Origin of the sequence: Bradyrhizobium sp. SYSU BS000235, from assembly GCF_049747295.1 — a bacterium.
Taxonomy (GTDB): Bacteria; Pseudomonadota; Alphaproteobacteria; order Rhizobiales; family Xanthobacteraceae; genus Afipia.
The window spans coordinates 2,287,166-2,301,436 of record NZ_JBMHJM010000001.1; the positions used below are offsets into that span (position 1 = coordinate 2,287,166).

Below are 14,271 nucleotides of genomic sequence, written 5' to 3' on the forward strand. Positions count from 1 at the left end.
TCATGGTTTCCAAATCTCGACCGAATAGCGGAACATCTCAAGAACTTGCCGCATCGGAGGCCCCGCAGCAACGATCATGGTGAACATCCCATTATCGATCATTTTGCGCCATGAACTAAATCGAAATTGGTTTCGACCAAGATGAGCCAACAAGAAAGCGGCCAGAATGCGCCGCTCGGGGGCTTCCATGGGCATCATGCTCGATACGGTCGGCAAAGTTATCGCCAAGTACCTTCAGAAAGAGGTGCCCGGCTATGAACCGTTCACGCCAAGCGATCCGGAGCGCCTGCGCGACCTGATGGAGCCCGGCGACGTGTTGCTGGTGGAAGGCAATAGCCGCATCTCCGGCATCATCAAATATCTCACACAATCAACCTGGTCGCATGCGGCACTCTATGTCGGCCCCGTTGCGGGTGCGACGGAACCCGACGGTGAGCCGCATGTGCTGGTTGAGGCCTATATTGGCGAAGGCGTCACGACCGCGCCGCTGTCGCGATATTTCTCGTATCACACCCGAGTCTGCCGCCCGGTCGGTCTGTCATACGAAGACCGCACCACCGTATGTCGCTACGCCATCAACCGCGTCGGCTTCGGTTACGACACGAAGAACATCATCGACCTGATGCGCTACCTCATCCCGTTGCCGCTGCCGCAGCGCTGGCGGCGCCGGATGATTTCGCTGGGCTCGGGCGATCCGACCAAGATCATCTGCTCCGCGCTGATTGCACAGGCGTTCGGCGCCGTGCGTTATCCCATCCTGCCGAAGATCACACAGGCTGCGAGCCGCCAGGCCAAGGAAGAAATCCTGCACATTCGCGACTCGTCGCTCTATATGCCCCGGGACTTCGACATTTCTCCCTATTTCGAGATCGTCAAACCGACCATCGTCCGCGGCTTTGACTACACGGCGCTGCATTGGGCCGACACGACGAAGCCGTCCCCGGAGGTGACGGGCGAACCGGATCCCTTTCCGGAAGGCATCTTCGAGGCGCCCGATGCCACTCTAGTTCCGTCGATCGAACCGCTGACAAATCAGACTCCGGCACGCGAGGCCGCCTGAGCCGACTCCATCGCGACGCAACGGCTCCAAACCGACTCACACAAACCAAAAGTGGTCGGCTCCAACGTGGGCCAACGTCGTGTTCTGGATGTCGATCGCGTTATGTGCATCGAGCGTGATGACCACATCGCTGCCCACCTGGGCCATATGTGCGTGCACATCATTGAAATCGGCGAACACTGACTTGCTGAACTGGATGACATCCTTGGCCGCGGCCCCATCGTCAAACTGGGCGATGACGTCGTGACCGAAATTTGGCGTGAAGACAAACGTATCGCTGCCGGCGCCGCCGTGCAGATAATCGTTTCCGGCACCGCCCTTCAAAACATCATTGCCGTTATCTCCCGAGAGATTGTCGTTGCCTGAACCGCCATAGAGCTGGTCGTTGCCATCGCCGCCAAACATTCTTGCGGTCCGCGCGCCGCCCTCGAGCTTGTCCTGGCCGGCTCCGCCGGACATGAGATCCTTCCCGCCGCCGCCGATGAGGTGATCGTTACCATCGTCCCCGTATAGCTGATCGTTTCCGGTTCCGCCGGTGATGAGGTCGTTGCCCGCACCGCCGTGAATCACATTATTGCCTGGCCCGCCATCAAGCGTATCGTCGTCAGTCGCGGATCCAAAGAACAGGTCCTGATGGCTGCCCGTGTCGTAGTGAATCGACTTGTTCTGGTAGAGATTCCACGTGCCCGGCGAACTTGGATTGTCGGCGCCTGCAGCGGTGAGATGCTCGCCGTTGACCGCAATATCCTTGATGTAGAGATTGCGGTCGCCGCCGCCAGTGATTGCATCATTGATAAATGCGAAATCCAGGCTCGCCACTTTCTCAGGATTGGCGAAAGTGAAGCTATAGGTCTGATACTGAGACGGCGTCGAGGCCGAATGAAACTCGACCGTTGCGCCGACCTGCTCGCCATTGACCAGCACCTGCATCTTCGCGCCAACGCCATCGACCACCGGGCTGTAGCCCGTGACGGTGATGGTGGTGTTTGCGAGCGGCGAAATCGCATCGGGGCCGCCGATGATGTGATCGTCACCCGCACCGCCGCGGATGACGTCATTACCTGCGCCGCCTGACAGCGTGTCGTTGCCACCGCCGACATCGATCAGATCCGCCGCAGGGGATCCGGTGAGGTGCAAAGCCGGTGGCGTATGCTGTCCATTGAACCATTCGGTGATGAGATGCTCGGCCGGTTTTCCCATCGGAGAATATCCGGTCGGCGAATAAGTGTTATTGGGATCCCAATCCCAGATATGCGCTCCCTTGAACCAACTGCCGCCCTCCGAACTCCACACCTGAAAGAACGCATTGAAGGCGTCGTACTGCTCCTGCACATCCGGCGTATTGCTCCCGCCGCCTCCGCCGGGCGCAATGTTGGTGCCGTCGACGCTGCGATAGCCGGTCTCGGTCAGCAACACCGGCTTGTTGTGTTCGACGGCGAGAGAATGCAGGAAATCCACTGGCGACTCATGGTCCATCGCCGCTGCCCAATAGTCGTCGGTGGACACGCTGTTCCACGCGGTCACCATCTCGCTCACGGTCGGATCGGTTTTGGTCGTGAGCGGCGGATAGGCATTGACGCCGATGTCATCGACCTTGTCCCAGAAGCTGACATGGCTCGCTTCGTCGGTTGCAGCCGCATAGGTGAGATCGCCGTGATAGACCGAGCGGATGGAGTCGATCAGATCGACCCAATGATCGCGGTATTGCGCGCCGGAGAGCTTGCTGAGCTCGTTGCCGATCGAAAGCATCTCCACATGGTTCTGCTCGGCAACCCGTGCGAGATCGAGCATTTCCGCCTTGTAGGATGCAAAGAACGCATCAACGTTGCTGGGTGTGAGCTGCCCCTGATTGGTTCCATCAAGGCCGGTGAGCATCGGCTTGAGCAAGACTGACAGCCCAAGATTGTGCGCATCTGTGATCGTTGCAGCGATGTTGGCGTCGCTTTCGGTCTTGCCGGCATCGGCGATGACGCTGTTTGAGTTCTTTCCACCTGTAAACAATCGCGGCGCAATTGATATCGAGTTAGCGTGGGTTGCCGCCAGACCCTCCATTGCATCGTGTGCGGAGCTGGTGCGGAATTCGCCGTTATAGTCGGATTTGAAGCCAAATCCCTGAATGTCGAAAACACCTGCCATGACGGGCTCCTTGATTTGGAACGTTTCTTGGCGTGATGACGCGCAGGTGAATGCGAGCTTGTTCAGCCGCAATTCATATGGATCGGTCAGAATGACGCCCCGCAGCGCGATGCAAGCATCGCCATGAGCAGATGTTGCGAATCCAATCCGTCAAAGATCGGCCCGCGCGATGACCAAACAATGATTTATGGCTGCAGCGATTCACACCTTTCGGCACCGCGAACAATTCGCCTCCAAAATGAGTGCAAATGTCGCGATTTGCAGGCTAGTACCCGCTTTCCGAAGTTCGTAACACGTCGCAGCATCCGCTTTGCGAACTTCGGAAAGCAAAGGGTACTAGCAACCTATGATTCTAGTACCGCTATCGATTTGAAGTCCCTGGACGAGATCGCCGCAACTGATACAGGGACTTCAAATCGGCGGTACTAGCCCAATGCTTGCTGAAATCGGCCGCGGTATCTAACTCTCATGAGATTTTTGAGGAGGCAGAAGCATGCTTGACGCCGCATTCAAGGCGTTGTCACAAATCCTGTCACCGCCGATGCGGGCGATCCTGTGGAAGTCGGTCGGCCTTGCATTGGTGCTGATCGTCGTCGTCGCAGTTCTGCTGCAGCGGCTGCTGAGCTGGCTCGCCGGATCGGGAGAAATCTGGGCCGAGACGATGCTTGGGCCCAATTTCCACACGCCGCTGAATATTTTGGCGTGGTTCATCTCGATTGCCGCCGGACTGGGCATCGTTGCCGGCGCCATATTTCTGATGCCGGCGATCACCTCGCTGGTCGCGAGTGTGTTTGTCGATGACGTCGCGGATGTCGTGGAGCGTGAGCATTACCCGGCAGAACGTCCCGGCATAGCACTTCCCGTTGGGCGCGCCATGATCGAGGGCTCGAAAACCGCGCTGCTGACCATTCTGGTCTACCTGCTTGCGCTGCCGTTTGTGTTCATCGCGGGCGCAGGCGTCATCGCATTCTTCATCGCGACCGCATGGCTATTGGGCCGCGAATATTTCGAGCTGGCGGCCATGCGCTTCCGCACACCGGACGAAGCCAAGTTGATGCGAAAGCAGAACGCCGCGACGGTGTTCACCGCAGGTCTGTTCATTGCGGCCTTCGTGTCGATACCGATCATCAATCTTGCGACGCCGCTGTTCGGCATGGCCTTCATGGTGCACATGCACAAGCGGCTCTCGGGCCCACGGCCGGAACTGATCGAGCCCACCCGCAAAGCGGGCATTCCGACGGCCTAGTGGTCCGTTCTAGCGAGCGTCAAATCCGCTCCACGAGCTGTCAGGCCGGAACTGTCTTTTCCGGCCAGCGGCAAAGATCGTTGATCAGACAGACCTCGCACCGCGGCTTGCGCGCGACGCACGTGTAGCGCCCGTGCAAAATCAACCAGTGATGGGCGTGACGCTTGAACTCGGCCGGGATGATCTTGTCCAATCCGAGTTCAACCTCCAGCGGGGTTTTTCCAGGCGCCAGACCTGTGCGGTTGCCGACGCGAAACAGATGGGTATCGACCGCGATGGTCGGCTCGCCAAAAGCGATATTGAGCACGACGTTGGCGGTCTTCCGTCCCACGCCCGGCAGCTTTTCCAGCTCCTCGCGTGAGCGCGGCACCTCACCGCCATGGTTTGCGATCAACTGCTCTGAAAGACCGATGACGTTCTTGGCCTTGGTGCGATAAAGCCCAATGGTCTTGATGTACTCGCGCAGCTTCTCCTCGCCGAGCGCCACCATTTTTTGCGGCGTATCGGCGACAGGGAACAGATGCCGGGTCGCCTTGTTGACACCGACGTCGGTCGCCTGCGCGGACAGCGCCACTGCAACCAACAGGGTGTAGGGGTTGAGATGCTCGAGTTCGCCCTTCGGCTCCGGATTGGCCTTGCTGAAGCGGCTGAAGGCCTCGTGAACTTCTACCCGCGTCCAAGGTTTTATCTTGGAGCTTTTAGTTCTGGAAGTCTTGCTTGCCTTGGGCCGCGCAGCCTTCACCGGCCGCTTTGCGGCTTTGGCGGCGAGAGGTTTCGAGGGAGCTTTTGAACGGGACGTGATGGTCTTTTTTGCCATGATGCCGGTATAGTGAACCGCTATGGACAACCGCAACGACTTTGATCCTCCGCTGCAGGACGCGCCGCTGTTTTCCGCGCGGCTGACGCCGCATCGGTCGCTCAGCCGCGGCGGCTTCCTGGCGCTGATGATTTTCCTCACCGCGGTCAGCTTCATCGCCGGCTTCGTGTTTCTGCTGATGGGCGCCTGGCCGGTGTTCGGATTCTTCGGCCTCGATGTGCTGATCGTGTATTGGGCCTTCCGCCTGAATTTCCGTCGCGCGGCCGCCACCGAAGATATCGTCGTCACGCCGTACGAGCTGCGCGTCCGCCGCGTCAGCCACCGCGGCCATGTTGTCGAATGGACGCTCAATCCACTCTGGGTGCAGCTCGACAAACAGGTTCACGAGGAGTTCGGAATCGAGAAGTTGTATCTGGTTTCACGAGGCCGGCGCCTGGTGGTCGGCAGCTTTCTCGGCCCTGAGGAGAAAGCTAGCTTTGCCAAGGCCTTAGGCGCAGCCCTCCAGACCGCAAAGCGTGGCCCTACTTATAATCCCGTGAGCTGAATCCGGTCAGAAATCGGGTGGTGGCCGGGGTACACGCGGCTTACATCCGTCGTATGATGAACATTGCCATGACAACTCCGATCATTTCCGAACAGCGGCTCGTCAAGCCCGCAGCCCATGCGGCCCTGCGCGACTACGATGCCGTTCGGCGCGCCATTGCGTTCATCTCAGAAAACTGGCGCAGCCAGCCGACCATTGAGGCCATGGCTGATGCAGCGAGCCTCACCCCCGACGAGTTGCACCACCTGTTCCGGCGCTGGGCGGGCTTGACGCCGAAAGCCTTCATGCAGGCGCTGACGCTCGATAACGCCAAACGCCTGCTGCGCGATTCCGCAAGCGTACTGGATGCAGCCTATGATTCGGGTCTGTCAGGTCCGGGCCGGCTGCACGATCTCTTCGTCACCCATGAAGCCATGTCACCGGGCGAATGGAGGAAAGGCGGAGAGGGCACCACTCTGCGCTACGGCTTCCACCCGTCGCCGTTCGGCGTTGCCATCGTCATCGCGAGTGAACGGGGGCTGTCGGGATTGGCTTTCGCGGACGAAGGCGAAGAGCAACCAGCATTTGAGGACATGAAGCGTCGGTGGCCGCTGGCGACCTATGTGCGCGATCAGGAAGGTACCATTGCGCTGGCGCAACGCATTTTCGATTCGTCGCAATGGTGCGCCGACCAGCCGCTGCGCGTTGTTCTCATCGGAACCGACTTCGAAGTGCGGGTCTGGGAAACGCTGCTAAAGATTCCGATGGGCAAGATGACCACCTATTCGGATGTCGCAAACAAGATCCTGTCGCCGAAGGCATCCCGCGCCGTCGGCGCGGCTGTCGGCCGCAATCCAGTTTCGTTCGTGGTGCCGTGTCATCGCGTGATGGGCAAAAGTGGCGCAATCACCGGCTATCACTGGGGCACAACCCGCAAGCAGGCCATGCTTGGGTGGGAAACCGGCCGTTTCTGCGACGTCTGATCTCTCAAGAAAAAATCGTCTCCGTTGGTACGGAGACGATTTTGCAAACTCTCCTTGCTTTCCCGCCTCAAGGCAGGCGCCAGTTACTTCGCCGTGTCGACCACGGACGCCACAGTCGCATCGGCGTTGAGGCGATAGATCACCGGCGTGCCGGTGGCGAGTTCGCGCTTCAGGATCTGCTCCGGTGTCAGTTTTTCCAGCACCATGATGAGTGCGCGCAGCGAATTGCCGTGCGCTGCAACCAGCGTCCGCTCACCACGCAGCACGCACGGCAAGATCTCCTGCACAAAATACGGCAGTGTGCGCGCCAGTGTGTCCTTGAGACTTTCGCCGCCCGGCGGCGGGACGTCATAGGAGCGGCGCCAGATCAGCACCTGCTCCTCGCCCCATTTCGCACGCGCGTCGTCCTTGTTCAGGCCGGACAGATCGCCGTAATCGCGCTCGTTGAGAGCCAGATTTTTTGTCACTGGAATATTCGTCTGGCCCATTTCCTTCAGCGCCAGATCCAGCGTGTGCTGCGCGCGCGTGAGCGCCGACGTGAACGCAACATCGAACGACAGGCCAAGCTCTTTCAGCTTTCGTCCCGCCTGCACCGCTTCTTTGACCCCGAGCTCAGTCAGATCCGGATCTTTCCAGCCGGTGAAAAGATTTTTCAGGTTCCATTCGCTCTGGCCGTGACGCACGAGCACGAGAAGACGATCGCTCATTCTATGATTCCGATTTGGGATTGGGTTGGTTTCAACTGATGCCGAGGACATCGGTCATGGTGTAGAAGCCCGGCTTCTTGTCCCGCGCCCACATGGCGGCCTTCAGCGCCCCTCGTGCGAAGATCATGCGGTCCTCGGCCTTATGCGCCAGCTCAATGCGTTCATAGGGGCCCGCAAAAATGACCGAGTGATCGCCGGTGACCGTGCCGCCACGCAGGGTCGCAAAGCCGATATCACCGGGATTGCGCGGACCGGTGTAGCCATCGCGGGCACGCACCGATCGCTGCGCCAGATCGATGCCTCGGCCTTCTGCAGCCGCTTGACCCAACAGATACGCGGTGCCGGATGGGGCATCGATCTTCGCCTTGTGATGCATCTCGATGATCTCGATGTCGAAATCCTCATCGAGCGACTTCGCAACCTGCTTCACCAGTGCGGCGAGCAGATTGACGCCAAGGCTCATATTGCCGGACTGCACAACGATGGCCTGCGAAGTGACACTTCGGATCACGGCGTTGTCGGAAGCCGAAAGACCCGTGGTCCCGATGACGTGGACGAGACCGCGCTGGGCCGCGATGGCCACATTGGCGATGGTCGCGGCCGGGACCGTGAAATCGAGGATGCCGTCAGCGTCCTTGGAGAGGCTCCACAGATCGCAGGACAGTTCGACACCACTGGCCGGGAGGCCCGCCAATACGCCGGCATCCTGCCCGAGCAATTCGGAACCCGGCGCCTCCAACGCACCGGTGACCACCGCGCCGGGTGTCTCCGAAATGGCTCGGATCAGGGCCCGGCCCATCCGTCCACCAGCTCCCGCAACGATCAACCGCATATCGGACATTGCTCAACCCTCTGAAGATATTGAGGGTATAGCGGGCGAGCCGGGGCTTGTCAGCCCACCCGTACAGGATCGGGGAGGAAGAAGCTCAGGGCTGCTGGCCGTCATAGCCCTCGATGATGATGATTTCGCCATTGGAATGGGGGGCGCGCTTCGCCACCAGCGCCTGATATTCAGGCGAATGATAGCAAGCGAGTGCGGTCTCGTAGTCCTTGAATTCAATGACGACATTGCGCGAGCGCGCCGGGCCTTCATGCGCCTCGTGCTGTCCGCCGCGCACCAGAAACTTCGCACCGTATTTTTTAAACACCGCTCCGTTGTGCGCGACGTAGTCATTCTTGTAACCATCGAGGTCGTGCACATCGATGCGCGCGACCCAATATCCCTTCGCCATTTGCGTCTCCTGTTTTGAACTACCCGCCGGCCTGAGCAATTTCGGCGACGATGGCCTCCGCCGCCGCCTTCGGATCGGAAGCCGCCACAACCGGACGACCGACAACAAGATAATCCGCGCCGGCCGCGATGGCGCGGGCCGGCGTCATAACCCGCTTCTGATCGCCGACATCACTGCCCGCAGGCCGGATGCCCGGCGTTACCAGATTCATGCCGGCTCCAATAATGCCACGCAGATTGGCGGCCTCTTCACCCGAGCACACCAGACCGTCGACACCGATCGCTTGTGCCTGTCGGGCGCGCAATTCGACCAGGTCGGCAACACCCGGCCGATAGCCCGCCTGCTGAAGGTCATTGTTGTCGTACGATGTGAGGACCGTCACTGCGAGAATTTTCAGGGAAGATCCGGCACGTGCTTCGACCGCCGCCTTCATGGTTTGCGGATAGGCATGCACCGTCAGAAATGTCGCGCCCTGTTTGGCGATACTCTCGACGCCCTTGGCAACTGTGTTGCCGATATCGTGCAGCTTGAGATCGATAAAGACTTTTTTGCCCCGATCGGCGAGCTTGGCAACCATCGGCAAGCCACCGGCGTAGGCGAGCTGATAACCGATCTTGTAGAAGGTCACGCTATCGCCGATCCGATCAATCAGCGCTTCCGCAGCCTCGACGCTCGAGAGATCAAGCGCAACGATCAGACGATCGCGCGTGGCAATATTTGTAGATGTCATCCCACCTCACATCATTCGTTGCGCGACATCGATCAGCTGCCGCATGGCACCCCGAAGCAAATCTGCATCGTTTGGATCTTTCAAGGCACCCATGTCATCGAAAGCTTCAGCCGCGCGCGATAACGCGACCTGCTTCGGAACAACCGTCGCCCCGCATCCAAGCATCAGAATCTGCCGGAGCGCCATCAGCACACGCACGCCGCCGAACTTTCCGTTTGACGCTGCGCCGATTGCGAACGCGCGCTCGCGAAATACCTGCCCGAGCGGTTCTCCGCGTTCACGCACCCGCGTGACCCAGTCGATGGCGTTCTTCAGAAGCGGCGGCACCGACGAATTGTATTCGGGGCTGACAATAAACACGCCGTGATGTGCACCGATCATGTTCTTCAGATCAACGGCGGCTTTTGGGGCGCCGGAATTCACCTCGAGATCTCCATCGTAAATCGGCAACGGATAGTCGCCGAGCGAGATCAGCGTGGCATCTACATCCGCCAATACCAATTCCTTGATGGCCGCGGCCGCCAGCTGCGCATTGTAAGAGCCGGTGCGCACGGAGCCTGGAATGACGAGAATTTTGAGAGCGGCCATGACATCCTATCGCCCGCCCAGCGTGGCGTCTCGCCCGAGGCGTGCGAGATTTATAGCTTGGCAGAGTCAGAGACGCAAAACGCTAGTGGTCCGATTCTAACATTCGCATCCCGTTTCAGCAGGCGCCTTCTGCGAATGTTAGAATCACGGGACCACTAGCAAATATAAATTTCTAGTGGAGTTTTGGATTTGACATTCGCTCACGAACTCGCAGCCAAGTGGTAGCGAATGTCAAATCCACTCCACTAGCAGAAAGGGGTTAGCCTTTGCGGTAAACCCAAACACGCGCCGGCGGCAGATTCATCCAGATGCGCTCGGACGCCTGCGTGTGAACGCCCGGCAACGACTTCGGGATCGGCGGCGCCACTGAATACGTAAACTGGATGAACGGCGCACCGTGCTCGAGCTTCAAGAACGCGTCCCGCATCAGCTTCATGCGGATCATCATCGGCTTGGTGACGAGAGGCAGGCCGGACACCATGGCCGCCGCAGGCTGACGCAATTCGGCTAACGTCTGATCGAGGTTATAGGCATCGCCCTGAATGACGGTCGCTTGCGGATAACGCTCGCGCAACAGCGCGCAAAAACCGGGATCGAATTCCACCAGCAGAAGACGTTTTTCGCCGACGCCGCGCGCGATCAGCGCATCGGTGATCGCGCCCGTGCCTGGACCCAGTTCGATGACAGGTGCGGTTGATTGAATATCGACATAACGGGCGACAGTGCGGGCCAATACCTTGCCTGATGGCATCACCGCGCCGACGTGCAATGGCTTTTCAATCCAAGAGCGAAGAAAACGAACTTCGTCATCGAGACGAAGCGGCTTTTTCAGCGCACGCGCAGAGGATTGGGGGGCCATGGCACTTCCAAGAAGCCCGTGAATGGGCGGGGACGTCAAACTTCCTTCACAAAGGGGTACAGGCGCAAGCGAAAACCGTCAAGGATTGGCCTACGCAGTACCGGTTCGATTGCCAAAGAAGTCCTTGACCATCTTGAAGAATCCGGCGGCCTCAGGCTGCGTTTCACCGGATGAAAGCTTCTCGAATTCAGCCAGCAATTCTTTCTGTTTCTTCGTCAAATTCTGCGGCGTCTCCACCACAACCTGGACATACATGTCCCCCGTCTGCCGAGAACGCAATACAGGCATGCCCTTCGATGCGATCCGGAAACGGCGACCGGATTGAGTCCCCGCCGGGACCTTCACTTTGGTTTTGCCCTTGTCGATGGTCGGCACTTCAAATTCACCTCCCACCGCCGCCGTCACCATCGATACCGGGACGCGGCAATGCAGATCAGCACCGTCACGCTGGAAGAACTTGTGCGCCACCAGCGACAGGAAAATGTACAGGTCGCCCGGAGGACCGCCCATCACACCGGCTTCGCCTTCGCCCGCGAGCCGAATGCGGGTGCCGTCCTCGACGCCCGGCGGAATATTCACCGACAACGTGCGATCGCGTGTGACCCGGCCCGTGCCGGAGCATGAAGGGCATGGGCTTTCGATCATCTGGCCGCGACCCTGGCATCCAGGGCAGGTGCGCTCCAGCGTGAAGAAGCCTTGCGCCTGACGAACGCGGCCGGCGCCGCCACACATCGAGCAGACCTTCGGCTTGGTGCCGGCCTTGGCGCCGGTGCCGGAGCAGGGCTCGCACGTCACAGCGACCGGAATATCAATCTGGGCCGTCTTGCCGAGGAAGGCTTCCTCCAGCGTGATTTCCATATTGTAGCGCAGGTCCGCGCCGCGCTCGCGGCCGCCGCGGCCACCGCGTTGTCCGGCCATGCCGAACAGGTCCTCGAAAATATCGGAGAACGACGAGGCAAAGCCCGCCCCGAAGCCGTGGGCCTGACCACCGCCGCCGCCCTGCTCAAACGCAGCATGGCCGTAGCGATCGTAGGCAGCGCGCTTGTTGCTGTCCTTCAGGACTTCGTAGGCTTCGCTGATTTCCTTGAACTTGTGTTCACAGGACGGATCACCCGGATTCTTGTCCGGATGCCATTTCATCGCAAGCTTGCGAAACGCCGTCTTCAAGCCGGCGTCATCAATGCTGCGTTCGACTTCCAACGTCTCGTAGTAGCAGGTCTTAGACATTGCAGATCTTGGATTTGCGAATCTGGGACATGCGAATCTCGAAACTCAAGGCTTGCTCAAGAAAAACCTCCCCCGCAAACGGGGGAGGAATTCGGAGAAACGCGTTACGCGGACTTCTTGTTGGTTTTGTCGTCGTCCACTTCCGTGAACTCCGCATCGACCACATCATCCTTCGCAGCGTCCCTGGCGGCATCAGCTTCCGCCTGCTGCGTATACATGGCTTCGCCGAGCTTCATCGAAGCCTGGGCCAAGGTGTTGCTCTTGGCCTTGATCGACTCGGCGTCGTCGCTCTTCAGCGCTTCCTTCAGGTCGGCCAAAGCATCTTCGATCGCCTTGCGCTCGGGCTCGCCGACCTTGGTGCCGTGTTCGGACAATGCCTTTTCCGTGGAATGCACGAGAGCATCCGCATGATTCTTGGCATCGACCGCCTCGCGGCGCTTCTTGTCTTCAGCCGCATTGGCTTCGGCATCCTTGACCATCTTTTCGATGTCGGACTCGGAGAGACCGCCGGACGCCTGAATGCGAATCTGCTGTTCTTTGCCGGTCGCTTTGTCCTTCGCCGACACGTTGACGATGCCGTTCGCATCGATATCGAACGTCACTTCGATTTGCGGCATGCCGCGCGGTGCCGGCGGAATTCCCATCAAATCGAACTGGCCAAGCGCCTTGTTGTCGGCAGCCATCTCGCGCTCGCCCTGGAATACGCGAATGGTGACCGCATTCTGGTTGTCCTCGGCAGTCGAGAACACCTGGCTCTTCTTGGTCGGAATCGTCGTGTTGCGCTCGATGATGCGGGTGAACACGCCACCCAGCGTCTCGATGCCCAGCGACAGCGGCGTCACGTCGAGCAGCAGCACGTCCTTGACGTCGCCCTGCAGCACGCCCGCCTGGATCGCAGCGCCGATCGCGACTACTTCGTCCGGATTGACGCCCTTATGGGGCTCCTTGCCGAAGAATTGCTTCACGACCTCCTGGATCTTCGGCATACGAGTCATGCCGCCGACCAGAACCACCTCGCCGACTTCACCGGCGGTCAGGCCGGCGTCCTTCAAGGCCTTGCGGCAAGGCTCAATGGTCTTCTCGACAAGGTCAGCCACCAGCGCTTCGAACTTGGCGCGGGTCAGCTTCATCGTCAGGTGCTTCGGACCGGAAGCGTCCGCCGTGATGAACGGCAGGTTGATTTCGGTCTGGGTGGTCGACGACAGCTCGATCTTTGCCTTTTCAGCAGCCTCTTTCAGGCGCTGCAAAGCGAGCTTGTCGTTGCGCAGGTTGATGCCCTGCTCCTTTTGGAATTCATCAGCCAGATAGCTGACAAGGCGCATATCGAAGTCTTCACCGCCGAGGAACGTGTCGCCGTTGGTGGACTTCACCTCGAACACGCCGTCGCCGATCTCGAGGATCGAGACGTCGAACGTACCGCCGCCGAGGTCGTAAACCGCAATCGTGCCCTGCTTGGACTTGTCGAGACCATAGGCAAGCGCAGCCGCCGTCGGCTCGTTGATGATGCGCAGCACCTCAAGACCGGCGATCTTGCCGGCGTCCTTGGTGGCCTGACGCTGGGCGTCGTTGAAATAGGCAGGAACGGTGATGACCGCCTGATCGACCTTCTGGCCGAGATGAGCTTCCGCGGTCTCCTTCATCTTCTGCAGGATGAAAGCGGAGACTTGCGAAGGCGAGTAGGTCTGACCATCGGCCTCGACCCAGGCGTCGCCGTTGCCGGCCTTGACGATCTTATACGGGACAAGCTTCTTGTCCTTTTCGACCGTCGGATCATCATAGCGACGACCGATCAGGCGCTTGACAGCGAAAATGGTCTTTTCCGGATTGGTAACGGCCTGGCGCTTGGCCGGCTGGCCAACGAGGCGCTCACCATCGTCGGTAAGGGCGACGATGGACGGGGTCGTCCGCATCCCCTCGGCATTCTCGATAACTTTCGGTGTTTTGCCATCCATTACGGCGACGCACGAATTCGTGGTGCCGAGATCGATCCCGATGACCTTTCCCATGGTCCGTCTACCCTTCCTTTTTCGGCCGGCTGGCTGGGCCCTGACGGCGCCCTAATCCATACCCCCATTATCAAATATCCGCGACATCGCGACGCTCCGCCTCATATAGGAGGGGGCCATAGCCCTGCAAGGACTGGCATAACAAACCGCAACGAAA

General features: G+C 59.5%; 15 protein-coding genes. 4 read left to right on the forward strand and 11 right to left on the reverse strand.

Annotated features, from left to right (window positions below):
* Entirely contained in the window at nt 1-189 is a 189-nt protein-coding gene (locus ACP0KA_RS10650) for a hypothetical protein (RefSeq protein WP_424628761.1), read from the reverse strand.
* On the opposite strand from ACP0KA_RS10650, the gene ACP0KA_RS10655 reads away from it, so the two are divergent.
* Entirely contained in the window at nt 188-1,060 is an 873-nt protein-coding gene (locus ACP0KA_RS10655) for a YiiX/YebB-like N1pC/P60 family cysteine hydrolase (RefSeq protein WP_424628762.1), read from the forward strand. The genes ACP0KA_RS10650 and ACP0KA_RS10655 overlap by 2 nt on opposite strands.
* 36 nt (nt 1,061-1,096) lie before the next feature.
* Here the strand turns inward: ACP0KA_RS10655 and ACP0KA_RS10660 are convergent, their stop codons facing one another.
* Nucleotides 1,097-3,196, reverse strand: coding sequence for a glycoside hydrolase family 113 (locus ACP0KA_RS10660; RefSeq protein ID WP_424628763.1), 2,100 nt, complete (start codon nt 3,194-3,196; stop codon nt 1,097-1,099).
* Nucleotides 3,197-3,689: 493 nt separating this feature from the next.
* Here ACP0KA_RS10660 and ACP0KA_RS10665 point away from each other — a divergent pair, with 493 nt between their 5' ends.
* The gene (locus ACP0KA_RS10665) at nt 3,690-4,442 is read left to right on the forward strand and encodes a sulfate transporter family protein (protein WP_424628764.1); all 753 of its coding nucleotides are present in this window, start codon (nt 3,690-3,692) and stop codon (nt 4,440-4,442) included.
* Between the two features lie 40 nt (nt 4,443-4,482).
* On the opposite strand, the gene nth is transcribed toward ACP0KA_RS10665, so the two are convergent.
* Nucleotides 4,483-5,259, reverse strand: coding sequence for an endonuclease III (gene nth, locus ACP0KA_RS10670; protein WP_424631555.1), 777 nt, complete (start codon nt 5,257-5,259; stop codon nt 4,483-4,485).
* A 22-nt stretch (nt 5,260-5,281) separates the two neighbouring features.
* Here nth and ACP0KA_RS10675 point away from each other — a divergent pair, with 22 nt between their 5' ends.
* The gene (locus tag ACP0KA_RS10675; protein ID WP_424628765.1) at nt 5,282-5,803 is read left to right on the forward strand and encodes a DUF2244 domain-containing protein; all 522 of its coding nucleotides are present in this window, start codon (nt 5,282-5,284) and stop codon (nt 5,801-5,803) included.
* 68 nt (nt 5,804-5,871) lie between these two features.
* Nucleotides 5,872-6,765 carry a methylated-DNA--[protein]-cysteine S-methyltransferase gene (locus ACP0KA_RS10680; RefSeq protein ID WP_424628766.1) on the forward strand — a complete coding sequence of 298 codons (894 nt, stop codon included), beginning with the start codon at nt 5,872-5,874 and terminating at the stop codon, nt 6,763-6,765.
* Between the two features lie 83 nt (nt 6,766-6,848).
* Here ACP0KA_RS10680 and ACP0KA_RS10685 read toward each other — a convergent pair whose 3' ends face one another.
* From ACP0KA_RS10685 to dnaK, 8 genes are all read right to left on the reverse strand, one after another.
* A complete protein-coding gene (locus ACP0KA_RS10685; protein ID WP_424628767.1) occupies nt 6,849-7,472 on the reverse strand; it encodes a 2,3-bisphosphoglycerate-dependent phosphoglycerate mutase in 624 nt (207 codons plus the stop codon).
* 31 nt (nt 7,473-7,503) lie between these two features.
* Nucleotides 7,504-8,313, reverse strand: a complete 810-nt coding sequence (dapB, locus tag ACP0KA_RS10690; protein ID WP_424628768.1) for a 4-hydroxy-tetrahydrodipicolinate reductase — start codon at nt 8,311-8,313, stop codon at nt 7,504-7,506.
* Nucleotides 8,314-8,398: 85 nt separating this feature from the next.
* Nucleotides 8,399-8,704 (reverse strand): DUF1330 domain-containing protein, encoded by a 306-nt coding sequence (locus ACP0KA_RS10695; protein WP_424628769.1) that lies wholly within the window; start codon nt 8,702-8,704, stop codon nt 8,399-8,401.
* A gap of 19 nt (nt 8,705-8,723) precedes the next feature.
* Nucleotides 8,724-9,434: an orotidine-5'-phosphate decarboxylase gene (pyrF, locus tag ACP0KA_RS10700; protein WP_424628770.1), complete on the reverse strand. Its 711-nt coding sequence runs from the start codon at nt 9,432-9,434 to the stop codon at nt 8,724-8,726.
* A 6-nt stretch (nt 9,435-9,440) separates the two neighbouring features.
* Complete coding sequence (locus tag ACP0KA_RS10705; protein ID WP_424628771.1) at nt 9,441-10,022, reverse strand: NADPH-dependent FMN reductase; 582 nt, start codon at nt 10,020-10,022, stop codon at nt 9,441-9,443.
* Between the two features lie 259 nt (nt 10,023-10,281).
* Nucleotides 10,282-10,881 (reverse strand): class I SAM-dependent methyltransferase, encoded by a 600-nt coding sequence (locus tag ACP0KA_RS10710; protein ID WP_424628772.1) that lies wholly within the window; start codon nt 10,879-10,881, stop codon nt 10,282-10,284.
* 90 nt (nt 10,882-10,971) lie between these two features.
* Entirely contained in the window at nt 10,972-12,108 is a 1,137-nt protein-coding gene (gene dnaJ, locus ACP0KA_RS10715) for a molecular chaperone DnaJ (RefSeq protein ID WP_424628773.1), read from the reverse strand.
* A gap of 104 nt (nt 12,109-12,212) precedes the next feature.
* Nucleotides 12,213-14,114: a molecular chaperone DnaK gene (gene dnaK, locus ACP0KA_RS10720; protein ID WP_424628774.1), complete on the reverse strand. Its 1,902-nt coding sequence runs from the start codon at nt 14,112-14,114 to the stop codon at nt 12,213-12,215.
* Nucleotides 14,115-14,271: the final 157 nt, after the last annotated feature.